General features: G+C 39.4%; 19 protein-coding genes. 9 read left to right on the top strand and 10 right to left on the bottom strand.

All coding sequences use genetic code 11. From position 1 onward, the window contains the following. Window positions 1-59: 59 nt before the first annotated feature. Window positions 60-3,788, bottom strand: a complete 3,729-nt coding sequence (locus ABDZ97_RS01335) for a PKD domain-containing protein (protein ID WP_343784301.1) — start codon at window positions 3,786-3,788, stop codon at window positions 60-62. Window positions 3,789-3,986: 198 nt separating this feature from the next. On the opposite strand from ABDZ97_RS01335, the gene mbhE reads away from it, so the two are divergent. The 7 genes from mbhE to mnhG are packed head-to-tail and all read left to right on the top strand — an operon-like array spanning window position 3,987 to window position 9,686. Continuing rightward, window positions 3,987-6,272, top strand: a complete 2,286-nt coding sequence (mbhE, locus tag ABDZ97_RS01330; protein WP_343784299.1) for a hydrogen gas-evolving membrane-bound hydrogenase subunit E — start codon at window positions 3,987-3,989, stop codon at window positions 6,270-6,272. Window positions 6,273-6,275: 3 nt separating this feature from the next. Beyond that, window positions 6,276-6,689, top strand: coding sequence for a Na+/H+ antiporter subunit B (locus ABDZ97_RS01325; protein ID WP_343784297.1), 414 nt, complete (start codon window positions 6,276-6,278; stop codon window positions 6,687-6,689). Between the two features lie 5 nt (window positions 6,690-6,694). After that, the gene (locus tag ABDZ97_RS01320) at window positions 6,695-7,048 is read left to right on the top strand and encodes a Na+/H+ antiporter subunit C (protein ID WP_343784295.1); all 354 of its coding nucleotides are present in this window, start codon (window positions 6,695-6,697) and stop codon (window positions 7,046-7,048) included. Then, the gene (locus tag ABDZ97_RS01315; RefSeq protein ID WP_343784293.1) at window positions 7,045-8,553 is read left to right on the top strand and encodes a proton-conducting transporter transmembrane domain-containing protein; all 1,509 of its coding nucleotides are present in this window, start codon (window positions 7,045-7,047) and stop codon (window positions 8,551-8,553) included. Before ABDZ97_RS01320 ends, ABDZ97_RS01315 begins: the two co-directional genes overlap by 4 nt. A gap of 5 nt (window positions 8,554-8,558) precedes the next feature. After that, a complete protein-coding gene (locus ABDZ97_RS01310) occupies window positions 8,559-9,035 on the top strand; it encodes a Na+/H+ antiporter subunit E (protein WP_343784291.1) in 477 nt (158 codons plus the stop codon). After that, complete coding sequence (locus tag ABDZ97_RS01305) at window positions 9,032-9,307, top strand: cation:proton antiporter (RefSeq protein ID WP_343784289.1); 276 nt, start codon at window positions 9,032-9,034, stop codon at window positions 9,305-9,307. The genes ABDZ97_RS01310 and ABDZ97_RS01305 overlap by 4 nt, the downstream gene beginning before the upstream one ends. Next, entirely contained in the window at window positions 9,300-9,686 is a 387-nt protein-coding gene (gene mnhG / locus ABDZ97_RS01300) for a monovalent cation/H(+) antiporter subunit G (RefSeq protein WP_343784287.1), read from the top strand. The genes ABDZ97_RS01305 and mnhG overlap by 8 nt, the downstream gene beginning before the upstream one ends. On the opposite strand, the gene ABDZ97_RS01295 is transcribed toward mnhG, so the two are convergent. Further along, window positions 9,683-11,938, bottom strand: coding sequence for an inorganic phosphate transporter (locus ABDZ97_RS01295; protein ID WP_343784285.1), 2,256 nt, complete (start codon window positions 11,936-11,938; stop codon window positions 9,683-9,685). The two genes, mnhG and ABDZ97_RS01295, sit on opposite strands and share 4 nt — an antisense overlap. A 152-nt stretch (window positions 11,939-12,090) precedes the next feature. On the opposite strand from ABDZ97_RS01295, the gene ABDZ97_RS01290 reads away from it, so the two are divergent. Beyond that, on the top strand, window positions 12,091-15,543 hold the full coding sequence (locus ABDZ97_RS01290; protein ID WP_343784283.1) for a TonB-dependent receptor: 3,453 nt from the start codon (window positions 12,091-12,093) through the stop codon (window positions 15,541-15,543). On the opposite strand, the gene ABDZ97_RS01285 is transcribed toward ABDZ97_RS01290, so the two are convergent. The 8 genes from ABDZ97_RS01285 to ABDZ97_RS01250 all read right to left on the bottom strand — a co-directional run bounded on the left by ABDZ97_RS01285 (window position 15,544) and on the right by ABDZ97_RS01250 (window position 25,671). Continuing rightward, window positions 15,544-16,701, bottom strand: a complete 1,158-nt coding sequence (locus ABDZ97_RS01285; protein WP_343784281.1) for a 1-deoxy-D-xylulose-5-phosphate reductoisomerase — start codon at window positions 16,699-16,701, stop codon at window positions 15,544-15,546. Window positions 16,702-16,744: 43 nt separating this feature from the next. Beyond that, window positions 16,745-16,930, bottom strand: coding sequence for a hypothetical protein (locus ABDZ97_RS01280; RefSeq protein WP_343784279.1), 186 nt, complete (start codon window positions 16,928-16,930; stop codon window positions 16,745-16,747). A 13-nt stretch (window positions 16,931-16,943) separates the two neighbouring features. Next, window positions 16,944-17,420 carry a gliding motility lipoprotein GldH gene (locus ABDZ97_RS01275; protein ID WP_343784277.1) on the bottom strand — a complete coding sequence of 159 codons (477 nt, stop codon included), beginning with the start codon at window positions 17,418-17,420 and terminating at the stop codon, window positions 16,944-16,946. Next, window positions 17,401-18,792, bottom strand: a complete 1,392-nt coding sequence (locus ABDZ97_RS01270; RefSeq protein WP_343784275.1) for a PSP1 domain-containing protein — start codon at window positions 18,790-18,792, stop codon at window positions 17,401-17,403. Before ABDZ97_RS01270 ends, ABDZ97_RS01275 begins: the two co-directional genes overlap by 20 nt. 158 nt (window positions 18,793-18,950) lie before the next feature. Beyond that, a complete protein-coding gene (gene amaB, locus ABDZ97_RS01265; RefSeq protein ID WP_343784273.1) occupies window positions 18,951-20,507 on the bottom strand; it encodes an L-piperidine-6-carboxylate dehydrogenase in 1,557 nt (518 codons plus the stop codon). Window positions 20,508-20,652: 145 nt separating this feature from the next. Beyond that, window positions 20,653-21,405 carry a response regulator gene (locus ABDZ97_RS01260; RefSeq protein ID WP_343784271.1) on the bottom strand — a complete coding sequence of 251 codons (753 nt, stop codon included), beginning with the start codon at window positions 21,403-21,405 and terminating at the stop codon, window positions 20,653-20,655. A gap of 3 nt (window positions 21,406-21,408) precedes the next feature. Beyond that, complete coding sequence (locus ABDZ97_RS01255) at window positions 21,409-24,144, bottom strand: PAS domain-containing sensor histidine kinase (protein ID WP_343784269.1); 2,736 nt, start codon at window positions 24,142-24,144, stop codon at window positions 21,409-21,411. A 9-nt stretch (window positions 24,145-24,153) separates the two neighbouring features. Continuing rightward, window positions 24,154-25,671 carry a toxin-antitoxin system YwqK family antitoxin gene (locus tag ABDZ97_RS01250; RefSeq protein ID WP_343784267.1) on the bottom strand — a complete coding sequence of 506 codons (1,518 nt, stop codon included), beginning with the start codon at window positions 25,669-25,671 and terminating at the stop codon, window positions 24,154-24,156. Window positions 25,672-26,223: 552 nt separating this feature from the next. Between ABDZ97_RS01250 and rpiB the strand changes: the two genes are divergently transcribed. After that, window positions 26,224-26,661, top strand: a complete 438-nt coding sequence (gene rpiB, locus ABDZ97_RS01245) for a ribose 5-phosphate isomerase B (RefSeq protein ID WP_343784265.1) — start codon at window positions 26,224-26,226, stop codon at window positions 26,659-26,661. The last annotated feature ends 7 nt before the right edge of the window (window positions 26,662-26,668 follow it).

Below are 26,668 nucleotides of genomic sequence, written 5' to 3'. Positions count from 1 at the left end.
TTACGATAATTGTCGTTACGTGCAATTATTTCTTAAAATAAATTTACCCTGTAGATCGGCTACTCACGAACCAATGTCAAAAATCCATGCTCGTTGACCGCTACTCCATCATATTGCGTGCCTATCAGTTTATAAAAATACACCCCTTCCGAACACAATTCCCCGGATTTATTCTTTCCGTCCCACAATAATACACCATCCTGATCAAATGCCTCGTACATAACATTTCCCCATCGGTTAAGAATGACAATGTCGTATGAAGTAAATACCGGTTCTTTGAGCACAAAAAGGTCATTTATTCCGTCTCCGTTTGCTGTTAATACGTTGGGTATGTACAAATCTGCATTAATAATTACCGGAACAGATGTGGTATCCGTACAACCCAGTGCATCTGTTACAACTAACTGGATGGTATAATACCCCGGTTTTTGCCATTCGTAAGAAAACCCTCCTCCTGTTTCCGTAGAAAAGGAATCCGAACCAAAAAACCATTCCCAGTTTACCAGCCCCCCGGTTCCTCCGTAGGATTGATCAAAAATATTCATCGGTTTATATACATCCGTTTCCTGTGGATTAACCGAAAAATCAGCTACTACCGGTGTAATTATCTCAGTAATCGGCGGCATGGGGTATTCCACCGAACAATTATTTCCATCCTGAATAATGGCGAGTGGCAAATACGTTCCGGGTGATGAATATGTATATTCAAAAGGTTCCAGCGTATTTACTACTTCCCCGTCTCCCATTTGCCAGGTAATTGTTTCCACGTTCACCAATTCGGAAGGAGTAAACAAATAAGCCGGTTCACAAAGTGTACCAACACTTGTCCATTCCACAACCCCTGAAGGCCCCCCGATCACAAGGATGTCCTCGTATATCACCTCATCCGAACAACCGTATTCATCCGTAACCGCTAAAGAGATCGAATATGTCCCTGCAAAAACATACGTATTACTCGGGTTTTCGAGTGTAGATGCATTATTGTCTCCAAAAGTCCAGCTCCACTGTGTAATTGCCCCATACGAGCCGGACTCATCCGTAAAATCGGCAAAAACGGGGGGGCAAACAAACTCTCCTTCGTCGTTTATATTAGATCCTGTGAAAGAAAAGTCTGCTTCAGCCTGCGGAATGGAAACAATAATAGTAGCTGTTGTGCTGTTCGTACATCCATTCTGATCTGTTACAATTAACTCAATCGTGTTGGTGGTAGATACCTGACCCGTATCTTCAATAGCAAAAAAGCTTTCCAGATCATCCGTTACCGAAACACTCTGTCCGTTAATCAACCATTCCGAAGACACATAATCTGTAGACTGGTTAATCGCTGAAAAGGGAGCTTCATTACAAACTACATCCGGAGCATCGAAAGCAGCCGTAGGAGACGTAAGTGTTGTCGTAACAGAAACCGGGTCGGAAACACAGCCATAGGCATCGGTTGCTACCATTGTCGTAGTATACGTTCCGTTCTGGGTAAATGTATAGGACACATTCTGTGACTGGTCATTGGTGGTTTGCTGGCTTCCATCTTCAAATGTCCATTCAAATGATGCCAGAGGGACGCCATTCCCCTGCACCTGCGAAGTGTTGCCAAATGATACGGTCAAGGGTACACATCCCGCACTTTGCGACGGAGAAATGTGTGCGGTTGGTTCCTGTAGGACAATAAAGTCTTCATGTGTATAGATTTCAGTGCAACCTGCGCTATTGGTTACCTGCATACTAATATCGTAAGCTCCTGAATTTTGATAGAGTTCGTTCACACTTCCTTGTTGTACAACCGTTCCGTTACCCATGTCAAAAACCGTATTAATAATCGGATGGGATGTTGTAGAATTATTAGAAACAAAGACCGAAGACAAGCGACATATTGTATCGTCCGACATCGCAATATCCGGAATGAGCTGAGAAATATTGATTTCTCTTGTTATACTATCCGAACACCCGGTAGTATAATTATGAACCACCTGTTTAATAAAATACGTACCATAGTTGGTATATGTATTGCTGGTAGAACCCTGATCTGATCCTGAAAAAATAGCAGGAGAAAGAAAGGTTGTCCCATTTCCGTCTCCGAAGTCCCAGATCATTTCTACATCATCATTAACGGTTCCCAGAATTGCCTGATCGTTAAAATCAACCTCCAATGGTAATGTTTCGTTGCAAAACAACATGCTTTCGGGTGAAAAATTGGCAATAGGTGCAATGATATAAACCGCATCGGTTGTCACTACCGTATCTGGGCAGCCTCTGAAATAAACAATCAGTTGTACATCAAAGTAACCTGTATCAATCGGGTAGTTATACGTAGGGTTTGGGTCAGTTGCCGTCCCTCCGTCTCCAAAATCCCATTCATACCGGATGTCCTCTTCATCGTATGGAACCGGAACAGTGACTGTACTCTCAAATTCAAAGTCAGATTTGGCACATTCAGATGTCGGCGTATAAGTAAAGCTTGCCTGTGGAGGAACTCCCACCTGGATATAGTCCTGTGTAATGGCTGTTTCCTGACATCCCCCATCTGTAGAAACGACCAGTGTAATGGTATACTCTCCTTCCGAAAACAGTTGCGAAGGCGGGTTTTGTCCGCTGTATGTATTACCATTACCAAAATCCCACTGCCAGGATGTAATCGGGTTATCAATAGGGTTCGGAGAAGATGATGTATCCGTAAAATTCACCTGAAGCTCTTCACAGCCTTCCAGTATATCTGCTTCAAAACCGACAATAAGTGACGAAACTTCTATCAAATCCGTCATCGTTACTGTAGAGGAACATCCATTTTCATCCATCTGCTGGAGTGTAACAGAATAGACTCCGTTATTCGGATACACCTGATCCGGAGGATTGGCACCGGAAAAAGTTTGTCCGTTTCCGAAATTCCATTCAAAGCTTCCTCCTGAAGGTTGAGAGGTGTTGGTAAACTGAACAGTAAGAGGTGAACAACCGTGTGTCGGTTGGATGTCAAATGAAGGAGAAGGACGATCAAAGACCTCTATTTCCATAGAGTAGGTATCATTACAACCCGTCGTTGTATTACCAGTTGTTAATATAACCGTATACACACCGGGGTTCTGATACGTATACACCGGATTCTGACTGGATGATACTGCTCCGTTACCCAAATCATAGGACCAGGTATCCGGAGAACCAGAGGAAATATCTGTAAAAGAAATTGCTGTGCCTAAACAAATCTGTTGTTCACTAACCTGAAATTCCGCTGAAAAGGGAGCAACTGTTATCGTTTGCGTCAAATCATTCTGACAACCTGTTTCTGTTGCTGTTACACTCAGATTGACCTCATAACTGCCTGCCTGATTATACACAATTCCCGAAGGAGCAGCCGAAGTTGAGGTCTGTCCGTTTCCAAAATCCCATGCATACGTATAGTTTCCTTGTGGTTGAATCGCTGAAAACACAGGAGAATAGGGTACTTCGCATCCGGATAAAGGTGTTTGAAAACTAACCGCAGGTAGCGGATGTACCGTTATAAAATTTGCTTTTACCTCTGCAACAGAAACAGATCCGTCTGAAACCGTAAGCGTTATATTGTAATTCCCCGCTGCTGTGTAGGTATGAGTCGGGTTCGCTTGTGTTGATGTATTTCCGTCTCCGAAATTCCATAACCAGGAAGAAATGGAGCCCCCGGAAGCCGATGACAGATCCGTAAAGTTGATGGGTTCACCCACACAAACACTTCTCGGAGAAGCCGAAAAGTTTGCGGTTACCTGGGCAGAAACCTGACACATCAGTAAAAAACTTAAAAACAATATACGGCTTTGTAAATTCATAAATTATGTGTTTCGGTATGTTTATAACAACTTTGGTTTGGGTTCTTTAACTGTTTTCATGACGAACAGATCAGAAATAAAGTTGGCTGGCGTTTTAACATAATGCCTTTGTAAAAGGCGTCTGGAAACAGAGTCACACGCTGAAATTCTTCTTTTTCTATCAGATAAACCTTAAATTAGCAAAAAAATGTATACCTGATGATTGCAGCTGTACTGGCAGGCTTTATTCTCGCCCCGGTTTTTGCTTTTTCCAAAAAAATTTTGGTTGAAAAGACGGCGAAACTTTTCGCTTTATTACCCCTGATTCTGTTTGTCTACTTTGTTTCCTTTTCAGGACAAGTAGCTTCGGGAGAGGTTGTTGATTTTACCTATTCCTGGGTTCCTTCTCTCGGTATTGATCTGAATTTCAGAATTGACGGGCTTTCTACCTTATTTCTGTTGCTAATCACGGGTGTGGGAACACTCGTGTTTTTCTATACTTCCAACTATCTGAAGGGTCATGAAAAACTCTCCCGGTTTTATGCGTATCTGAGTCTGTTTATGGCCTCCATGATTGGGCTGGTTCTTTCTGATAATGTTTTTCTGTTGTTTATTTTCTGGGAACTAACAAGTATAAGCTCTTTCTTTCTGATTGGTTTTAATAATACTCAGGAAGGTTCCAGAAAGTCCGCTATTACAGCCCTTGCCATTACTGGTTTTGGAGGTCTTTTTTTGCTTTCCTTTGCAATTTTTTCAGGAGGTCTTACTGGTACTTCACGTATTAGTGAAATGGCAGAAATGACTGAAGTATTTAGTTCAGGTACATCCTCAGTTCTATTGTTGATCTTTCTTTTGGTTGCTGCGTTTACCAAGTCAGCACAATTCCCTTTTCACTTTTGGCTTCCCGGAGCAATGAAAGCCCCTACTCCTGTATCAACCTATTTGCATTCCGCAACAATGGTAAAAGCAGGTGTTTTTCTTTTACTTCGTTTCTCTCCACATTTCTCACTTAATGAATGGTGGAGTCCCGTGCTTATTCTTTTCGGAGCCATTACAATGGTATATGCTGCTATACACACTCTTTTCAGAACAGACATGAAGGGAGTACTTGCCTATTCTACCATAAGTGCTTTGGGAATATTGGTTTTTCTGATTGGATTAGGGAATAGTTATGCGCTAAGTGCAGCTCTTGTGTTTATTGTTGTTCACGCTTTATACAAAGCTGCATTATTCCTTGTAACAGGAATTGTAGATCACAAAACGGGTACGCGGGATCTGACTGTATTATCAGGTTTACGCAGCTTCATGTGGCCGGTTGCTATTGCCGGGTTTGTTTCAGCTGCTTCAAGTGCGGGAATTCCACTTTTTATTGGTTTTATTGGTAAAGATCTCATTTACGAAGGAACGTTGCACAGCGCTATGATCTGGACAACGGTTGTTGCTGTGCTTACTAATTTTCTTCTCGGATATGCCGGGTTTGCCGTTGGAATTAAGCCTTTTACCGGGCCCAAACCTGAGAAAAGTATTGCGAAGCCCTCTGCTGTACTTTGGTTTCCCCCTGTACTTCTGGCTGCCGGAAGCCTTGTATTCGGGCTTTTCCCCGGATTACTCGAAGGAATCATTATCCCTGCTTATGAGGTAACCGGGGGACAGGATTTCCATCCCCTGAAAATCTGGCACGGATTCAACCTTGTTCTTCTGCTTAGTGGTTGTACTATTCTTTTGGCAATCCTGTTATATCGCTTCTGGAAATTAAATCCCGAAAAAGAAACGTTTATTTCCCGTTTTGACCCGATTGCACCCAAAACAATTCTACTGAAAGCTTCTCTCCTGTTTGAAAAAATGGCTGCTTTCTGGACCAGAACGGCTCAAAATGGTCATTTACGAAACTACGTCCTCATTATTATCGTAGCATTGATTACCGCGCTGATTTACCACCTGATCGGAAGCCCGCTCACATATCTGGATCAATTGATCTGGACTCCTTTAGAATGGGGAGAAGTGGTGGTCGTTTCGATTATGTTTGTTGCCATTATCTTCACAGTATTCAGTAAATCTCGGCTGGCAGCTGTTGCCGGACTGGGAGTAGTTGGTTACGCCATGTGTTTCATTTTCGTATTCTTCAGTGCTCCCGATCTTGCCATGACCCAATTCACGATAGACACGTTGACGGTTATATTATTTGTACTCGTTTTGTATCGACTTCCTCCTTATCTGAAGCTAACAAACAATCGGTTACGAATCCGTGACGGTGTTGTATCGTTGGCATTTGGTGCGTTGATTACTTTGCTTGCTCTTGAGGTTATGAACGAATCTCCGGCACGATTGATCAGTGAGTTTTATGCGGAGTCTTCCTACCTGAAAGCAAAAGGAAAAAATGTTGTAAACGTTATTCTGGTTGATTTCCGGGGAATAGATACCCTGATAGAAATTACCGTCTTATCCATCGCTGCCATCGGCGTTTTCGGATTATTGAAGTTACGATTGAAGAAAAGTGAAAAATAGAACATGAAAAGTATTATATTAAAAACAGCATCCAACTATCTGCTTCCTTTGTTGTTGCTGTTCTCCGTGTTTGTTTTACTCCGGGGACACTATTTGCCCGGAGGAGGGTTTATAGGAGGACTGGTTGCGTCCATTGCATTTGTTCTACATGCCTTTGCCAATGGCTTATCCAATACCAAGAACTTACTGCGCGTGCATCCCGGTTTTTTTATTCCTGCCGGGTTAACACTCAGTCTGGGAAGTGGATTTGCCCCCATGGTGTTAAAACAACTCCCTTTCATGACGGGAGTATGGTTTAAAGACCCCATTCCCGTAATCGGAATGATCGGAAGTCCTTTGTTTTTCGATATAGGCGTGTATTTTGTCGTTATCGGAGTAAGTTTAACTATCATATTTACCATATCTGAATCAGCATAACGTTTATGGAACTGATACTTGCAATATTAACAGGCGTTTTATACGCAGCGGGGATTTACCTTATCCTTCGTCGAAGTCTTGTAAAGCTTATTATCGGACTGGTTTTACTGGGAAATGCCATCAACCTTCTTATCTTTCTGATGGGTGGTTTGGTTGAAGGAAACCCTCCTATTATATCAGGAGAGGAAAAAGTTCTTGCAGAAGGGTTTGCCGACCCTGTTCCCCAGGCCTTGATACTAACAGCGATTGTCATCAGCTTCGGGTTGCAGTCTTTCGCAATCGTATTAATTAAGCGGGCATATCAGGTAGTCAAAACCGATGACCTGGATCAAATGAACACAACAGATAAAATAGAATGACAACAAACTTTATTATATATCCCATCCTTTACCAGGCAATCACTGCAATTCTCCTGATGTTTTTTTGGAGAAACCCTAAAACGCAGCGGTTACTGAGTATTTTATCAAGCTCATTCGGGTTAGTGCTTGCTGTTTCTCTTTTTGTTTTTATCTGGCAAAACGGAACAACTGCCTTACAAGCCGGAAACTGGGCTGCTCCTTTCGGAATTACTATGGTAGCAGACACATTCAGTGCTTCACTGGTTGTCCTTACCCATATTGTTGCGCTTGCGGCCTCTATTTATTCCAGTGAAAAGGTTATCTCTTCGCGAATCAAATTCGGGTACTTCCCTATTTTCCATCTTTTGATTATGGGGTTGACAGGAGCTTTTCTTACAGGGGATATTTTCAACCTGTATGTCTGGTTTGAAATCATTATTATCAGTTCCTTTGTTCTTCTTACGTTGGGTGGGCGTCATCATCAAATTGAAGGGGCAGTAAAGTACTTTACACTCAATATGCTGGCTTCTATTATTTTCCTGACAGCTATTGCTCTTTTATATGGTATTACCGGTTCGTTGAATATGGCTGAATTGTCTGTAATTATTCCGCAGATAGAAAACAAAGGGCTTGTACAATTGATTGCTATCATCTTTTTTACCGGATTTGGAATAAAAGCAGGAGTCTTTCCTCTTTACTTTTGGCTACCAGCTTCGTATCATGCGCCTCCTGCTGCCGTTTCAGCAGTATTTGGAGGTCTCCTTACCAAAGTAGGCGTGTATGCACTTATCCGGGTTTTTACCTTGATATTTGACTTGGATGAGTTTAATTCAACGTTGATTATGGTTACCGCAGCACTTACTTTATTAAGTGGTGGTTTGGGAGCTTTGGTTCAAAAAGATATCATCAAGGTTTTCTCATATCTCATTATCTGTCACATTGGTTTCATGATCGCAGGATTAAGCATGAATTCTCAAGTGGCTTTAATCGGTGCTGTTTTCTATATGTTCCACGATATAATTATCAAATCCAACTTATTTCTTATTAGTGGACTTACCTCTTCTATTATGGGAAGCAGTAAGCTCGAAAAAATGGGTGGATTACTCAACGCTTATCCGAAAATTTCCCTGCTGATAGCAATTCCCCTGTTTGCTCTTGTAGGAATTCCTCCCTTGTCGGGATTTTGGCCGAAATTATCCCTTTTTGGTGCTTCTCTCTCTAGCGGGAATTATACCCTATTGGCATTTATGATTTTCGCAAGTTTTATTACCTTGTTTATAATTGCCCGAATCTGGAATCAGGTTGTAGCCAAACCCAAACCGGGTAAGTTTCCCGAAAATGGTTTTAACACGTATTCATTTAAGCAAAAAGCGGCCTTTATTGTTCCCATTATCTTATTGAGCTTAGTGACTCTTTATATCAGTTTCGGAGCCGAACACATCCAAATTCTGGCTGAACGTATTTCAAACGAATTACTGAATACTGAACAATATTATCAGGCTGTTTTCAAAACCATTAATCCCTAAGTAGCATGAGAATACAGTTTTTATTAAATATTATACTCACAATTGTCTGGATGTTTCTGACCGGAAGTCTGGAAGTGATTAATTTTGTCTTTGGTTTTATTCTTAGTTTTTTCGTTTTATGGATTATCAGTCACACCAACAAAAGCAATAAGTATTTTTACCTTGCTCCCCGGATCATTGGTTTCTTTTTTTACTTTCTCTATGAATTATTCCGGGCAAATATTTTAGTTGCAGCTGATGTTGTGACTCCGAAATTTTATATGAAACCCGGAATTGTCGAAGTTCCTTTGGACGCTAAAAGTAACCTTGAAATTACCCTGCTGGCGAATTTGATCTCTCTTACTCCCGGAACACTTAGTCTGGATGTTTCCCACGACAGAAAGGTGTTGTATGTACACGCCATGTATATTGAGGATAAGGAGAAGTTTATCCGGAGTATTAAAAATGGTTTTGAAAAACGATTATTAGCAATTCTACGATGACTTTACAAGAATATATCCATTACATTATTATACCTATCCTGAGTTTATCAGGGGTTTTGGTTTTCATCCGGTTTCTCATCGGGCCCAGCCTTTCGGATCGGGTTGTCGCACTGGATTTACTTATAACCATAGGGATCGGTATTATTGCTGTTTACAGCATTGTCAATAAGCGAGAGACGTTTCTCGATATTGCTATGATACTCGCGCTCATAGCTTTCCTGAGTACGGTCGCTTTTTCCTATTACCTTGAAAAAAGAAAGAAAAATGAATGAGTTATTCATGATTGTTGTTATTTCGCTGGGGACTCTTTTTATCCTGCTTGCTGCAGTCGGACTGGTACGTATGCCGGATTTGTACCTGCGTATTTCTGTTACTACCAAAGCAGCTACATTAGGTGTTGGTCTGTTATTAGCCGGTACAGCATTGTATTTTTTTGAAGTTTCTACCACTACACGGGCACTGGCCATTATTATATTTCTCTTCTTAACAGCTCCTATTGGCGCCCACCTCATCGGGAGAACCTCTTATTTTGTCGGGACACCGTTGTGGAAACGCTCAGTAATGGACGACCTGAAGGGAAAATATGATAAACGTACCCGTGAGTTAATGAGTTCGGAAGAAGAACAGAAGAGAACAGAGGAACAAAATTAACTTTCTTTCAGCTCAGGAACATTACTTTCATCAATAGCTTTCAGAAACTCCAGGTAATAATCTGCTAAATGAATAGATGCATTAATCATATCCACTGTACGGATATAGATTGAAACAATCAGGTAACTTAACCGGGGGCTCATTTGTTGGTTATCATGATTAAATACACGGATGATCAACTTCTGTATTTTGACCGTATCCTCCCGCATTTGCTCAACAGATTTTCTCAGTAATCGTATACTATTTTTCTCAATGGCATCATCCAGCAGTTTATATGTATCACGAATCGCCTCTTCCAGATTTTCCAAATCCCTTTTGAATTCGTTTTTCAGCGGTGTGTGTTCATTTTCGACATACTCAGATGATATTTCGGACAGTTTTGATGTTATCACGGACAAGTGTTGTACCTGCCCGATTACCGAAATAAAGAACTGCATGTGAATTGCTTCTTTATGCTTACTCGCCTGAACATGATACAAAAAAGCCCGGTTCAGATCATCTGAAATTTCTTTTATTTCATCTGATTTGGATTTCGCTCTCCGAAGGTTCTTTCTGCTTTCGTCCAATAGCCCCTTAATGGATTGTTTATAGGTTTTACGGACAAGATTCAGGGTAAACTGTACCTCATTTTTACTTTCATTAAAGAGTACCTCTTCCGAAGGATTGCGCATCAGGAATAATGGTCGTTGACGTTGAGTTGAGTTTTGTACTTTTTTTCTGTGGCTCAAGGTGTTCTTTAATAGTAGGAAAAAAGCCAGTAATACCAATCCACCAATACCATATATACCTGTTTTCAATATAATAATAGCAAAAATTGCTGCTGCTGAAAATGCAAGGATCGCAGTAAACAACCAACCCCCTATAACGTGAATAACTCCCGAAACCCTGAAAACAGCCGAGTCTCTATCCCACGCTCTGTCGGCAAGAGAAGCTCCCATAGCAACCATAAACGAAACATACGTTGTCGATAAAGGCAATTTATATGAAGTAGCTATGACAATAAGCAAACTCGCCACCATCAGGTTTACTGACGCCCGCACAAGATCAAATGCCGGGGGGTCAATTTCATTCTGTCTCGGGTAAAATCGTTCTTCAATATCTTCTCTAATCTTTTCCGGAACGATTTTCCCTGTGTACTTACTTGTAAAAATTGCTCCACGCACCAAAAGTCGGGATAAGGTATTCGGTTTAAACCGCTCTGTTCCTAATCCTTGTCTGCCCAGATTGATTTCCGTTTCCGTAACGGATCTTGCTTTTCGTGAAAACCATAACGTAAGAACCATTACAACTCCCGCCCCAAAAAGCACTATCGTGTTAGACTTAACCGGATTATTTAACACTTCCATATTGAGCTGAACAGCCTCTACTCCACTACTGATATATGCCTCATAGCTGGTAAGTCCTCCGATAGCAACCCCGATGAAATTAACAAGATCATTTCCCGCAAAAGCCATTGCCAGAGAAAATGTTCCCATAAGTACAACCACACGAAGTATATTTACTTTAAACGTAGCCAGAACAAAGTTTACAATTGTCCAGAAAACAAAACTCAAGCCCACAATCAGTAATTTATTGCCAGCAATCCAGTCTTTTGCTTCCGTACTCATAAATCCGGCTCCTTTCAGCCCTTTTACCAACATGAAATATGTAATACTGGTTATGGCAACGGCACCAAATAAAGGAGCTACTAGTCTATTTACAGATTCATAGTGAAAAGTAAAAATCAGACGTGAAACATACTGTACCAGTAAACCGACTGAAAAAGCAATAAGAACAGAAAGAAAGATTCCTGAAATAATGATCAGCGCATTTCTTCCGTTTATGTACTCTGAAAGTTCTGAGAGACTTTCTCCTCCGGTTATAACATTGTACATCGCCAGTGCTGTTGCTGCACCTAAAAGCTCAAAAACGATGGATACCGTTGTGGATGTCGGAAGTGCGAATGTATTAAAGAAATCAAGTAGAATAATGTCCGTAAGCATTACTGCCAGGAATATCACCATAATCTCATCGAAGAAGAACTTATCCGGGTGGAAAATACCCTTTTGTGCAATTTCCATCATTCCGCCCGAACTCAGAGCGCCGAGCAAGATCCCTGCACTTGCAATCCACAGAATTACTTTTCTTCCGGCAACACGGGAACCAAGAGAGGAGTTAAGAAAGTTTACGGCATCATTACTGACTCCTATTACCAAATCAATTACTGCCAGAACGAACAGTAGTAGTACGAGATATAAATAATAGTCTCCCATCTGCCAACAAATTAAGGACAAATGTGTCCAAATCAGACGTAAATGAAGTTACGCTGTTTTTTAGTTTGTGTTAAGCTACTATTAACCCTTTGATTCTGCTTATTTCTTCGTCATAACATTTTCTTTCTCCGTACGTTTGTATCTTAGCTTTGTTGAGAATTACGACTATATATCGGTTGTTGCTTTTCCTCTTTTTGTGCCCGGTTTTTTTTTCCGGAGCTCAGGAGAATTCACTGCGTACAAAAAAAATTGTTGCAGGAGATTCGCTTTATACACTGGATTCACTTACAATTTACTGGCCTTCTTTCTCTTTAACAACCGTTTCGGGAGAGAACGTTGCATATAAAATCGATACCACACAAAATGCGATCCGTTTACTAGCTCACTTTAATGATACTCTTTTAGCAGAATACAGAGTCTTTGATTTTAACCTCCACTCTCCTGCATTCCATAAGGACACAAGTATTGTTTATAATGCAAAGCCTGGTTTGGAAAACCCGTTTCTTTATGGTGCCGAGCCTCAAACAGAGGATTTTTTCGGAGGTTCGGGTCTTAAAAAGTCGGGAAGTATTTCCCGGGGAATTAATATCGGGAATGCCCAAAACTTATCGGTAAATTCTACATTGAATATGCAGCTATCCGGTGACATTTCTCCCAATCTCAAACTGATGGCTTCACTATCCGACGATAACATACCTATTCAGGCAGACGGGAACACAAATAAGCTTCAGGAGTTTGACCAGCTTTTTATCCAGTTATACAATGATGATTTTAAATTAATTGCAGGAGATTTTTGGTTAAAGAAACCTACTGGCTATTTTATGACCTACAACAAAAGAGCGCAAGGGTTAACCGGAGAATACCGCTCTTTTCTGGATGAGGAAAAAACAAAATCATGGAAAATTTACGGCGGTGGAGCCTTTTCAAAAGGTAAGTTTAATCGTCAGCAAATACAAGGTGTAGAAGGAAATCAGGGTCCTTATCGTCTGAGGGGAGCAGAAAATGAAAGCTTCATTATTGTTTTGGCAGGTACCGAGCGCGTTTTTATTAATGGTGTGGAACTGGAACGTGGGCAGGAATATGATTATGTAATGAACTACAACACTTCTGAGATAACATTTACTCCGCGCCAACCCATTAATAAAGATTCGCGGATTATTGTAGAGTTTCAGTATTCGGACCAGAATTATGCCCGATCGCTTTTTAACGGCGGAATTGAATACAACGGACCCAAAGTAAAAGCCTGGTTAAATGCGTATTCGGAACAGGATGCGAAAAACCAAACCATACAACAGGATTTATCTCCCGAGCAACGATTTTACCTTTCTACGATTGGTGACAGTCTGGATAAGGCATTGATCTATGGAATTGATAGTATCGGTTTTCGGGATAATCAGGTGATGTATGCACTCACAGACAGCCTTGGATATGACTCCGTACTGGTTTTTTCAGTCAGCCCTGATTCTGCTTTTTTCTCTCCCTCTTTCAGTATGGTGGGTGAAAACAGGGGAAACTACGTCTTTGATCGTTTTACTGCCTCGGGAAGAGTGTATAAATGGGTCGCTCCGGTGGGAGGAATACCACAGGGAAATTATGAACCGGTTCGGATTATCATTACACCCAAAAAGCGGCAAATGATAACGGCAGGAGCTGAAATCAACCTTGGAAAAAAGATGCAACTCTTTTCGGAAGTGTCTTATACGAACAATGATATCAACACTTTTTCAAAACTGGATCGGGGAGACAATGAGTCGGTAGGAGCAAAAGTACGACTGGTAACAGATAATCCGCTCAGTCGTGATAGTAGTGCAAAATGGTCTTTTAAGTCCAATACGGGAATAGAATTTATTGGTGAAAATTTTGTTCCTGTTGAACGTTTCAGAACTGCCGAATTTGAACGAGACTGGAACGTTTTGAATGAGCAGCTTTCGGGGTATCAGTTTATCGGGAATACTGATTTGCGTTTTGAACGTTTCCAAAAAGGATTTGTGGGCATTGTAGGAGAAACATTTGCCTGGGGTAACAATTTTACCGGGTTTAAGGGCGGACTAAACGGCGACTGGAAACACCGGGGGTTTTCTGCTAACTGGACCAGTAGTGTTGTAAGCACAACCGGTTTAAAAAGTTCTCTGTTTGCCCGACACATGATCGATGTTTCACAAACAATCTGGAAAGTTCGTGTTGGATTTAAAGACGAGCACGAGTACAATCAGGTTGAACCAACAAACGGAATACATACATTGGACAAAACCAGTTATCAGTTTATCGACTGGCAATTTTATATCATGCAGGCCGATTCTGCTAAAAACAATTTCAAAATCTATTATCGTCAACGGGATGATCAGATCAGTGATTCCTTTCGGTTGGCAAATGCTGCTGTAGCACGAAACCTGGGAGGAAGTTTCGACTGGATTAGTAATCCAAATTCTCAGTTGCGTACACTGGTAAACTACCGTATGCTAGAAATTCGTGATACAAACCTGATCAGTCAGGAACCGGAAAATACCCTCTTAGGACGAATAGAATACAACTTGAATGTCTGGAAAGGAGCAATCAGAAGTTCTACTTTTTACGAGGTCGGAAGCGGGTTGGAACTGAAACGGGAATTCATTTATGTTGAAGTTGCCGTAGGGAGTGGTGTTTATACCTGGATAGATTATAATGGCGATGGTGTAAAAGACTTGAATGAATTTGAAGTCGCTGCCTATGAAGATCAGGCAAATTATGTCCGTATATTTACTCCTTCAGATGAGTACATTCGCACGTTTACCAATGAATTCAGCCAAAGTTTGTTTCTTCAGCCCGAACGTGTCTGGGGACGAAAAAAAGGTTTTTTAAAGTTACTATCGCGCTTTTCCAATCAAACGCAATTGCGGGTTTCAAGAAAAACGGACAGCGAAACAGGAGCTGATGCATTTAATCCATTTATTTCTTCTGCTGTTGACACAAACCTCATCTCTGCTTCTTCCTCATTAAGAAATACTTTTTTCTTTAATCGAACTAACCAGATTTTTGGAGCGGATTATACTTACCTGTCAACCAACAACAAAATTCTTCTCGCAAACGGTTTTGACCAACGCAGCAATATGTATCACCAATTGAATGCCCGATGGAATATAAAGCGGAAATTTACATTAAAAATAAGTGGCGAATTAGGAGAAAGAAGATCTGAGGCGGATTATACAAGCGGTCGGGATTTTGCTATCAATTATGTTAAGCTTAAACCTGAACTTATTTATCAACCCAATACTGCGTTTCGGGTTTCTCTGTTTTATCGGGGTGAGGAAAAAAATAATACGCTCGGGAACCTTGAAAAAGCAGTAATTCATGATATTGGATTAGAAATCCGCTATAATCAGGCAGAAAAAGGAAGTTTATCAGGTAATTTTAATGTAATAGGCATCCGTTTTAACGGAGATTTTAATAGTTCTGTAGGTTTCGAAATGCTTGAAGCATTACGACCCGGAACCAATTTTACATGGGGAATAAACTATCAGCGTAACATCGGTAAAAATTTACAGCTTTCATTACGGTATAATGGCCGAAAATCAGAAGAAAATAAAGCGATACACACAGGTGGTGTTGAGTTACGGGCATTTTTCTAGTTAAAAACACCCTTTTAAGACCTTCTCGCGGGCTAATGCATCCACTCGTTTGTAATCCTCCAGATCAGGAGAAATAATTATCTCTGTTGATCGTAAAACCGTTTCGTTTATCTCTGCTATTTGTAAAAAACTTATTTTACCATCCAGAAAGAGCTTCACCGTTTCTTCGTTAGCTGCATTTAGTACGCATGGCGCTGTACCTCCCATTTCAAGAGCATCATACGCCAGTTGAAGATTTCTGAAGGTCTCTTTATCCGGCTTTTCAAATGTCCAGTTAGAATATTGCATAAAATCAAAACGTGGTGTTTCTCCCGGAAAACGATACGGATACGTAAGCGCATACTGTATGGGAAGTTTCATATCTGGATTCCCTATCTGCGCTTTAATAGATCCATCACTAAACTGAACCAGTGAATGAACGACTGATTGCGGATGTACAATGACATCTATCTGTTCAGGGTTTAGTCCAAACAACCAATAGGCTTCTATCACTTCCAAACCTTTGTTCATCATGGTTGCCGAATCGATTGTGATTTTGTTCCCCATGTCCCAGTTTGGGTGATTTAGTGCTTCTTCAGCAGAAACGGATACTAGCTCGTTTCGCTTCTTACCTAAAAACGGTCCTCCTGATGCAGTAAGGTATATTTTGTCAATCGGGTTGTGGTATTCTCCTGCCAAACATTGAAAAATAGCCGAATGTTCAGAATCCACTGGATAAATAGACACCCCTTTTTCTTTGGCTTTTCGTGTAACCAGATCTCCTGCTACAACCAGTGTTTCTTTGTTTGCAAGGGCAATATTTTTACCTGCTTCTATTGCCCGAAGTGTTGGGTAAAGTCCGGCAAAACCAACGATTGCTGTCAGTACAACCTGAATCTCTCCCATTTCCACAACCTGCTGTAATGCCTCATCTCCGGTATATACTTTTATATCGTCTTCCCAGAGAGCGTTTTTTACCTCTTCATACCGTTGTTCATCTCCTATAACAACGGTATTGGGCTGAAATTTTTTTGCCTGATCAATTAAAAGATCTGCATTCGTATTTGCTGTTAAAACAACCAGTTCAAACTGATCCGGAAAGGCCGCTATTACTTCCAACGCCTGTGTTCCTACAGAACCTGTAGAACCTAAAATTGCAATGCCTTTCTTCTTTTCCATTTCCGGAAGCTGGTTTTATATTTAAACAACGGGTAGGTTTGTATCAGCTTCCGCAGTACAAACATCCTTCGTCATCGAAGTCATCCAACTCAGGATTGGTCTCAATCTCAGGACGCAAGATTTTCTTAAGTTCATAAATCTCCTGCATCACTTCTCCGTCCTCAAAAATGTTTCCGGTAAGTTTGGATTTGAGAACATCCATTTTTTCGAGTATTTCTTGTTCTGTCATGATTTATGTGGATTTATTTGTTCGTATTTTCTGCTTTTATAACACGCAAACTCAAATCCAAAACATGTTTAAGTTCCGGATCGGGAACAGCTTGTTCAAAACGTATTTCGTATTCACCTAAAGCCGGGAATTTTTTCTGCCAACCTATAAGCATTTCATGTTCTACAATAGAACCTGTTTTCTTTCCCAGCCATTTTCCATCCGGATCTGCCAACGGAAAATTCAAGGTGTCTTTCCGCTGTTTCCCATCCGGGTTTTTTGTGTACATGAAAACCCAAAGATTACTGTATTCATACTCCGGTGTTGTCCGAAGTGTAACAACATAGTTATAAAAAACAGAAGTATCGTTACCACTAAAAGTAAAACGAGGTGATTCACCGGAACCCCAGAAATGATCCGTAAAATCATACGTGTCTTCATAAATGGGTTTAGGACCGCATCCTACTAGTAAAAATACAACTGCTATTCCACTAATTATTGCCTTCACCATTCTTTGGTTTTGGTTTTCTATTCCTGTTGTTATTGTTTCTTCTTTTCTTATTTGCCGGGTTTTGCTGTGGTGCATTACCTGTTGCATCCTTTGTCGTTTTCTCCCGGGTCTCCTTATTTGCTCCGGAAGAAGGATTTGTTTTTCTTTCCGGTCTGGGTCTGTTATTATTTTTCTGACGCGGAGGTGTACTTGTTTTTGTAGTATCTGTATTCGCTGTATTGTCCTGTGCTTTTGCTACCGGCTTTTTACGTTTTTTCTTCTTTTTCTTTTTGAAAACGTTATCAAACCTGTCAAGGCTATCCTGACCTACAACATTGGTATAATCCGGTACTGCTACTTCCACTTCTTCTTTGAATTCCTTCAGGTCAAGTGGTTTTTTATTCTTTTTATTCAGATCTATGATTTCGGATACTCTCTCAGGAGAAAGCGCTATTAATCCCGAAGAAGCTCCTACCTCATTCGTTTCATGAATATACCAGAGAACTCGTTTAAAAACATCTGTTTTTATATGAAACGCCGTCCCTTTTTCCGTATGTAACTTTACCTCTGTTGACGGAAAATCTTTGAGCGCCTCAAGGTACATATCCAACTCATAATTCAGACAGCATTTCAATTTACCACACTGCCCCGCCAGTTTCTGCGGATTCAATGATAGCTGCTGATACCTTGCCGCACTGGTTGATACAGATCTGAAATCCGTTAACCAGGTCGAACAGCAAAGTTCGCGACCACAGGAACCTATTCCTCCCAAACGGGAAGCTTCCTGACGGGCACCAATCTGGCGCATTTCAATCCGTACTTTACAGGTTTCTGCCAGATCTTTAATCAGCTGTCTGAAATCCACCCGCTGATCAGCTGTATAGTAAAATGTTGCTTTTGTTTTATCTCCCTGAAATTCAACATCGGAAATTTTCATTTCCAAGCCAAGTCTACCCGCAATTTTACGCGCTTTATGCATGGTTTCAAACTCCATTTCACGCGACTCTTTCCACAGATTAATATCTTCCTGTGTAGCTTTTCTATATATTTTCCGAGCTTCGTGCGGCTTAAATCCCGGTACTTTTTTCTTCAACTGAATGCGTACCAATTCACCAACGATTGATACAACTCCGACATCAAATCCGGGGCTTCCTTCAACAACTACAACATCCCCTACTTGCAGGGAAACGTTTTGTGTATTTCTGAAAAAGCCCTTACGGCTGTTTTTGAAGCGAACTTCAACTATATCGAACTGGCTCTGTCCGCCCGGAATTACCATATTGGAAAGCCAGTCAAACACACCTAGTTTATTACATCCACCTGAACTACAAGTACCGTTATTTTTACAACCGCGCGGAACTCCTCCTGAATTGGAGCAACTCGCACATCCCATAGTTTCAAATTATTTGTTGTAAAGTTACATAAATTTTAAACGCTCCAACGAACGATTTATGAGTTATCAATTGTTGATTTCTCAAAGTCTCTGATAGTTAGGAGCAAAAAAAGAGGCCGACTCTTACCGAATCAGCCTCTCTCAAAAATTATTCTTTCTTACAAATCAAACTTTATTCCCTGAGCTAACGGAAGCTCGTCGGTATAGTTTATTGTATTTGTCTGACGACGCATGTATACTTTCCAGGCATCTGATCCTGATTCACGACCTCCTCCGGTTTCTTTTTCTCCACCGAAAGCACCACCGATCTCAGCTCCTGATGTACCGATATTGACGTTAGCAATACCACAATCTGATCCGGCAGCCGAAAGGAATTTCTCCGCATCACGCAGATTGTTTGTCATTATGGCTGAAGATAATCCCTGAGGAACACCATTTTGAACCGCTATTGCATTTTCAACACCTCCTGAGTACTTCATTAAGTACAAAATTGGAGCGAATGTTTCGTGCTGAACAATTTCGAATGTATTTTCTGCTTCGGCAATAGCCGGACGTACATAACATCCTGATTCATATCCTTCTCCCGAAAGAACTTCACCCGGAACCAAAACGTTTCCACCTTCTTCTACTACTTTATCCAAAGCTGCCAGATACATGTTTACAGCATCTTTGTCGATAAGTGGTCCAACGTGGTTGTTCTGATCCAACGGATTACCGATTTTCAATTGTTTATACGCATTAACAATTGCATCTTTTACTTTATCATAAATGCTATCGTGAATGATCAATCTACGCGTTGAAGTACAACGTTGTCCTGCTGTACCAACAGCTCCGAAAACAGCTCCGGGAACAACAATCTTAAGATCTGAATCCGGTGTGATAATAATTGCGTTGTTTCCTCCTAATTCAAGTAATGAACGTCCTAGTCTTTCTCCTACTGTAGCTCCTACTGATTTACCCATACGAGTCGATCCTGTTGCAGAAACCAAAGGAACACGTTTATCAGCAGCCATTAGTTTACCAATTTCCGCATCACCGATTACCAAACAGGAAACGCCTTCAGGAACATCATTAGCAGCAAAAACCTCAGCTGTAATTTTCTGACAAGCGATCGCAGTTAATGGCACTTTTTCTGATGGTTTCCAAACACAAACGTCTCCACAAACCCAGGCAAGCGCTGTATTCCAGTTCCAAACTGCCACAGGGAAATTAAATGCTGAAATAATTCCGACAATTCCCAACGGATGGTATTGCTCATACATTCTATGTCCGAAACGCTCTGAGTGCATAGTCAGACCATGCAACTGACGGGATAAACCAACAGCAAAGTCACAGATATCGATCATTTCCTGAACTTCTCCCAAACCTTCCTGAAGGGATTTACCCATTTCATAAGAAACTAGTTTTCCAAGAGGCTCTTTGTATTCGCGAAGCTTTTCAGCAAGCTGACGAACTACTTCTCCTCTTTTCGGAGCCGGAACCATACGCCACTCCAAAAAGGCTTCCTGCGCTTTTATGATTGTAGCTTCATAGTCATTTTCTCCTGCTCCGTTAACAGAAGCTATCAATTGTCCGTCTACCGGAGAAATTGAGTCTATTTTCTCTCCTCTGGTATTGAACCAGTAAGAACCTGTAGAAGCTCCTTTATTAATTTCGTTTATTCCTAGTTGATTTAGAATTTCTTTAATTCCCGAGTCAATCAGCGTTTCAGCCATTTCCGTAGTTTTAAAATTTCTATGCAAAATTACGTAAAATTGTTAAATATCACCAGTCCGAAACGCTAATAAGCTGTTAATAAAAACCAAAAGAGCTGCCTTTAAAGGGACAGCTCTTTTTCAGTTTTATATTTCCTACTCAACCTTATACCAGGTTAATTTTATTGTGAAGTTCATCTCTGTAAGAACCACCGATCGGAATAATCTTTTTATCGTTTTCAAGATGTAAATTCGGATACTCAATAGCCTGTATTTTATCTAATCGAACAATATACGATCTGTGAACACGTGTAAACTGATCTCCGGGAAGTTTCTTTTCAATATCCTTCATTGTAGAATGGATCGTATACCGGCTATCCAATGTGTTAATAACCACGTAGTCTTTTAATGCTTCCACAAAATAAATATCTTTTGTGTTCAACTTCACCAGACGACTGTTGGATTTAACGAAAATAAACTCCTGACTATCTTTGTTTTCAACAATTGAATACAACAAATCACGCTCTTTTTCAACTTCTTTGTTCTTGTTGTGCTTATAAAGCGCCATTTCAATTGTTGTGTGCAAATCAACTTCTTTGAATGGTTTGATTATGTATCCGTATGGTTCGGTAACTTTCGCTTTTGATAATGTTGAATCATCCGCATATGCCGTCAGAAAAATAACCGGAATACCAAATTCCGATTTCATAACATCCGCTGTATCTATACCGTTCATTTCACCTTTCAGCATAATGTCCATAAGTACGATATCCGGTTTTTCGCTTTTTGCCAATTCAATGGCCCGCTCTCCTGTAGAAGCTGCTCCAACCACATTGTATCCCAGCTTTTTCAGGCTGTGCTGAATATCTTTTGATACAATTGATTCGTCTTCGACTACCAATACATTCGTCTTCGGCATAATTTACACGTTTAAAAGTTCAAAAGTAATGAAATATTTTGTACCCTCCTCCCTTTTAATCTCAACATCGGCGTCCAACTGATCGATCAGTGTTAATACAAGTTGAAGCCCTAAAGTGTCCGTTTTGTTGATATCCAAATTGTTGGGCAGACCTATTCCATTGTCTCCTATCATCAATTCAATTTTTTCATCCTTTTTCTTAAGCTTTATTAACAATTCACCATTGTCAAAATTCTCAGGAAAAGCATATTTAAGTGCGTTAGAAACAAGTTCGTTAACAATTAATCCACATGGAATAGCCTGATCCAAACTCAAATGGATCTTTTCCATGTCGTATTTAATTTCTACTAAATTATCAAAAATTTGATATGAATGTACTAAATTGTTCGATAAATTAAAAATATACTCCGAAAAATCAATAGACGAAAAACGGTCTTTCTGATACAGATTTTCGTGTATAAAAGACATTGATTTAATCCTGTTCTGAGATTCCTGAAGTATGTTTCTCGTGTTTTCATCTGTCACATAGGAGCTCTGAAGATTTAGGATACTAGAAATAACCTGCAGATTGTTCTTTACTCTATGGTGAACTTCTTTAAGTAAGATTTCTTTTTCCCTCAATGAATTGATGATTTCCTGTTCGGTTTCTTTCTTCTCCGTACTGTTGTGGGAAACACAGGAAATTTCTATCACATTTCCTTCCGTATCAATTATCGGATTGAGAAAAGTTTCAATCCAGTACTTTTTTTCTCCTATACTCAGTTTATTTTCAATTTGTGTGGAATGACCCGACAGTACTTTGTTCATTCCCTTTCGAAAAGCTTCTGACTCCTTTTCATCCATATATGTGGTAAACAGGTCAACCATGTTTACACCTTCTGATAATTCCACAGAAAAAAGATGGAAGATTGTGGAATGAAAATATTCGTTAAACATTAATAATTCAAAACCCCTGTTAACCGTCCAGATAAGTGTGTTGGACGAGTTTTCTATAATTGCCTTTAACTTCAGTGATTGTTCCTGTAACAGTTTTTCTGTTTTTCGTCGCTCTTCAATTTCATGAACCAGTTTTTTGTTCATTTCCTCCGCCACTTCCGCTCTGAATCGCTGACCCGCCAGTTTGTTGATAAGTGAAATATCCTTGATTATCAGCATAGATACCTTTTCACCGTTGAAAATGGTATTAGTAAGCGTAAATTCAACATCTATTTTTTCATCACTGTTAAAACGCTGAATTTCTATCTGTTCATTCACCAGTTTTTTAGACGGACCATGGTTATTGATGGCTTTAATAAAAATGTCTTTGTTTTTATCAATGAATAATTCATCCAACTCTACCGAATAAATAGAATCTGATGTGAAATTCAACATACGGTATGCTTCTGTATTGGCAAAAACTACTGTATTTCTTGTAAACAGTAAGATAGCTTCCGGAATATTCTCTATAATGTTTTTGAATGTCTGTTGTGTAGTTTTTAACTGATGTTCATGATTCTTCTGTTCGGTAATATCCCGTACAACGCATTGCTCAAAACGTTCTCCGTTAGCAAACATGAGAATGAGAGATAATTCTACATGAATAATTTTACCATCTGTACGGATAAAATCCCACTCCAGACGCACTTTGTTATTTACCTCATCCAAACGTTCAAAGTGTTCTTTCAGGAGTTCGCTGTCTAAATGCGGTGCACCAAAATCCCATAAATTTGTACCCTGTAATTCTTCCTGACTTTTCTGGAATAATCCAACGGCATTCATGTTAGCGTTAATAACCTTTCCACCTGACATAATAAAGATGGCATCGTTACTTTCTTCAAACAACAATCTGAATCTTGTTTCATTCCTGTGGATCAGCTCTCTTTGTTCTTTACTAAGGGTTATATCTACAACCTTTAACAATAAAAAGACTCCTTCGTACAACTCAATTTCATCCAGAAATAATTCTACCCATTGCTGTTTTTCTTCTATTTCATATTCAAATCGGTTTCCTCCTGATTTATTTCTCTCCGCTATGATCTTTTCTAATAAACTTTTTGTTTCCTGATCCGAGATATCTTCGTCCAATCCTAGTAAACTGATAAAATAGCTGTTGTAATCAACAATTTCTGGTTTATGTTCATTACGGATAAGCGCAATTCCAATTCCAGGTTGATTGATAATAGCTGACAGGTACATGGAATAATCCTGTATTCTGCTTATCATCCTGTTCCGGGAATAAAGAGAAAGTACAGAAACAGATCCTGCTATAAACACAAGACTTCCGAGTGCAATTAACTGATTCGAAAATTCACTGAATAAAATTCCCGCAATACTGATCGAAACAGCAATCAGCGTATTGTAAATGATTGTGTAGTAAAATCGTTGCAGCGAAATAACAATAACCGCATACAGAAATACAAAAGGTATTTTATGGACAGGTGGAAAACCGGATTGTATCAGGTCCCACCCCAAAAACAATGTCGCTCCGCAGAAGAATAAAAAATGAAAAGGAAAAATACAGGTTCTCAGCGGGGTCACAAGATAGGTTACCAAAATAACCAAAAATGTATATCCGGAAGCAAACATGGATACGTATGCATAAATATCAGGAATATCTGTATTAAATGCCAGTATAGTAAATAAAGGAAGTACAAAAAGGGCACTGAATCCGTATATCAGGCTTAATCTTCTAAAATCATCTTCTCTGTCAGTATACTGATAAAAGTGAATTTCTTTTTTATGTAAAGAATGTTTTTGCACCGGTTAAGTTTAATCTTTTTTTACAGTTTTTCCATCAATGTTGACCAATTTACCATTTTTGTAGTATAAGGTATGTTCTATGGAACCATCTTTATAGAATAATTTCCATTTTCCATGTTTTCTTCCCCCTGGTTTGTATCGTTTGATTGATTTTAAACTACCATTGCCATACCACTCTCTGTGTTTACCTACCGGCTTATCATCTTTAAACTCTCCCTTAAAAACAATTTGTTCGTCATTGTAATAATAGATCCATTCACCCTGTCTGTAGTCCATTTCATATCTTCCGGTTTCTTTATGATCTCCCACATAATAAAACCAGTCACCATCTTTTACTCCTCCCACATATATCCCCTGTGTAATGCATTTACCTAATGAATCATACTCAATTTGTGTTCCTTCCAATTTTCCCTTGTAATAGTTTTCTTCAGCTCTTACCTGACCATTAGAATAATACCATACCCACGAACCATGTGGAAGATTTTCCCTGTAATATCCCTGTTGTACCTTTTTCCCATCCGGATAGTAGAAAATCCATTTTCCTGTTTTTTGACCTTGCTGATAAGATCCTTCTGAACTTTTTTGACCATTGGGAAAAAAATAAAGCCACATGCTGTCTTTTATCCCTGCATCTGATACTATTCCTCTGGCCGCTAATGTGTCTTCCCGGTAGACTTCCGAAAACAATACATTTCCGGTAGAATCGAAAAAATGGTGTGTTCCTATCTTTACCCCGTTCTTTTCTGGTCCCCTAGACCAAAGTCCTGACTCTTCGTGGTATTTTTCTTCGAAACGTAGCGAAGAAAATTCCTGCTGTTTAATCCGTTTTCCATTCACATATTCTTCCAAATGACTTACACGACCATACTTATCATATTTTCGAAACGAACCGTTGCGTTTACCATCTTTGTATTTACCTTCTTCCAGAAGATTTCCTTCCTTATCCTTTATTTCCCAAAACCCCTGTTTTCTTCCGTTTTCATCCAGTTGATTAATACTGGTCTCTTGTATAAGGCTATCTTCTTCAAGGCGGGAAATGCCTGTTAAACGACCATCTTCACCATATTTACGGAGCGTACCATCTAATTTTCCATTTGAGTAAAAGAACTCTTCCTTTAAGATACCTGAAGGATAATAACGATATCCTGTTCCGTTTAACGTATCTCTTTCGTAGGGTAGTTCCAGTATCTTATTTCCTGTGGAATCAAATTCAGTAGTATAACCATTTTTTAATCCATTAGAATATTCTATAGTTTTTATCAATATACCATCAGGAAGATAAAAAGAAGACATCCCATTTAATTTTCCATTTTTCCAGTTAGCTTTACTTTTTAAAGTACCTCCTTGAAAATAGGTTTCCCACAATCCTTCTGGTTGTCCGTTAAGCATTACTCCTGCACTGTGTACAGAACTATCCTGGTAATAAAATCTGATAGTATCATTTTGTGCAAAAAGAGATCCTGAAAAGAAGATAGCAAGAAAAATACTAAACACCAAGTACTCTTTTGCAATGCTTTCTTTTATCATAATCAAAAATAAATTTATTTAAAAAGAGATTTTATTATTCTTTATTAAGGCTGTGGATAATGTGAAAAAATAATACACTTTACAGTTGTAAATATAACTTATGAAGTTTTAAAGCTATGTTTTCAACAGTTCTTTTTTTCGGAATGTATTGATTCAGGTGTTTTTGGATAGCTTATCAACAAAACTGTGAATATTCTTAATGTGAATTTAATTTTAGGAAATAATGGGTTGATATACGTTTATTCTATCGTTAATAACTCATTACAAAATGACCCTATTCTAACTTGGTAAATTCGTTTTCTTGTATATACAGTTTCTTTTTTGTGAATAGCAATAGTTTATTATTGATTTCTTCACACATCGTTTTAACAGTAAGTAGTAATTCACTGTGGATAAAATGGAGATATGTATTACTGATTATTAATTAGTTACATAAACACATTTTTCTTTAATGTTAATAAATTGCCTTGTTTGTGAATAAGCACTAATTTTGAAACCGAATAGCAAGAAGTATTGTTTACAGAGGTTTATTATTGTTTAAATAGCTAAGAAATGTCCAGAATTATTCCTATTGGTTGTGATCACGCAGGTTTTGAATTGAAAGAATACCTTAAAGAGTATCTTACAGAGAAAGGGTATGAGGTAAAAGATTACGGAACTTATTCTGCGGATAGTACTGACTATCCTGATTATGCACACGCGGTATCTGATTTTGTTGAAAATAATGAGGATATACTGGGAATATTGATTTGTGGAAGTGGAAATGGAATTAGTATGACGGCCAACAAACACCAGGGAATTCGTTGTGCTTTGTGTTGGGAAACTGAAATTGCAGAATTGGCACGATTACATAATAATGCAAATATAATTGCACTTCCTGCCCGGTTTATCAGTAGGGAGGCTGCAATAGAAATGGTAGATACTTTCTTCTCTACAGAATTTGAAGGAGGAAGACACGCCAATCGGGTGAATAAAATTGCTTGCTCTTAATTATCAG

The sequence above is a fragment of the Wandonia haliotis genome (assembly GCF_039523435.1).
Taxonomy (GTDB): Bacteria; Bacteroidota; Bacteroidia; order Flavobacteriales_D; family Crocinitomicaceae; genus Wandonia; species Wandonia haliotis.
The sequence above is the reverse complement of the archived record's forward strand: the minus strand, read 5'-3'. Positions and strand labels throughout refer to the sequence as shown.

Coding starts and splice junctions, on each gene's coding strand:
- ABDZ97_RS01295 (WP_343784285.1), bottom strand. CDS start 11,938: ATGGGAGACTATTATTTATATCTCGTACTACTACTGTTCGTTCTGGCA.
- ABDZ97_RS01260 (WP_343784271.1), bottom strand. CDS start 21,405: ATGCCGAAGACGAATGTATTGGTAGTCGAAGACGAATCAATTGTATCA.
- mbhE (WP_343784299.1), top strand. CDS start 3,987: ATGATTGCAGCTGTACTGGCAGGCTTTATTCTCGCCCCGGTTTTTGCT.
- ABDZ97_RS01335 (WP_343784301.1), bottom strand. CDS start 3,788: ATGAATTTACAAAGCCGTATATTGTTTTTAAGTTTTTTACTGATGTGT.
- ABDZ97_RS01270 (WP_343784275.1), bottom strand. CDS start 18,792: ATGGGATGTGCGAGTTGCTCCAATTCAGGAGGAGTTCCGCGCGGTTGT.
- ABDZ97_RS01320 (WP_343784295.1), top strand. CDS start 6,695: ATGGAACTGATACTTGCAATATTAACAGGCGTTTTATACGCAGCGGGG.
- ABDZ97_RS01250 (WP_343784267.1), bottom strand. CDS start 25,671: ATGATAAAAGAAAGCATTGCAAAAGAGTACTTGGTGTTTAGTATTTTT.
- ABDZ97_RS01275 (WP_343784277.1), bottom strand. CDS start 17,420: ATGGTGAAGGCAATAATTAGTGGAATAGCAGTTGTATTTTTACTAGTA.
- ABDZ97_RS01310 (WP_343784291.1), top strand. CDS start 8,559: ATGAGAATACAGTTTTTATTAAATATTATACTCACAATTGTCTGGATG.
- ABDZ97_RS01315 (WP_343784293.1), top strand. CDS start 7,045: ATGACAACAAACTTTATTATATATCCCATCCTTTACCAGGCAATCACT.
- ABDZ97_RS01285 (WP_343784281.1), bottom strand. CDS start 16,701: ATGGAAAAGAAGAAAGGCATTGCAATTTTAGGTTCTACAGGTTCTGTA.
- ABDZ97_RS01305 (WP_343784289.1), top strand. CDS start 9,032: ATGACTTTACAAGAATATATCCATTACATTATTATACCTATCCTGAGT.
- mnhG (WP_343784287.1), top strand. CDS start 9,300: ATGAATGAGTTATTCATGATTGTTGTTATTTCGCTGGGGACTCTTTTT.
- ABDZ97_RS01325 (WP_343784297.1), top strand. CDS start 6,276: ATGAAAAGTATTATATTAAAAACAGCATCCAACTATCTGCTTCCTTTG.
- ABDZ97_RS01280 (WP_343784279.1), bottom strand. CDS start 16,930: ATGACAGAACAAGAAATACTCGAAAAAATGGATGTTCTCAAATCCAAA.
- amaB (WP_343784273.1), bottom strand. CDS start 20,507: ATGGCTGAAACGCTGATTGACTCGGGAATTAAAGAAATTCTAAATCAA.
- rpiB (WP_343784265.1), top strand. CDS start 26,224: ATGTCCAGAATTATTCCTATTGGTTGTGATCACGCAGGTTTTGAATTG.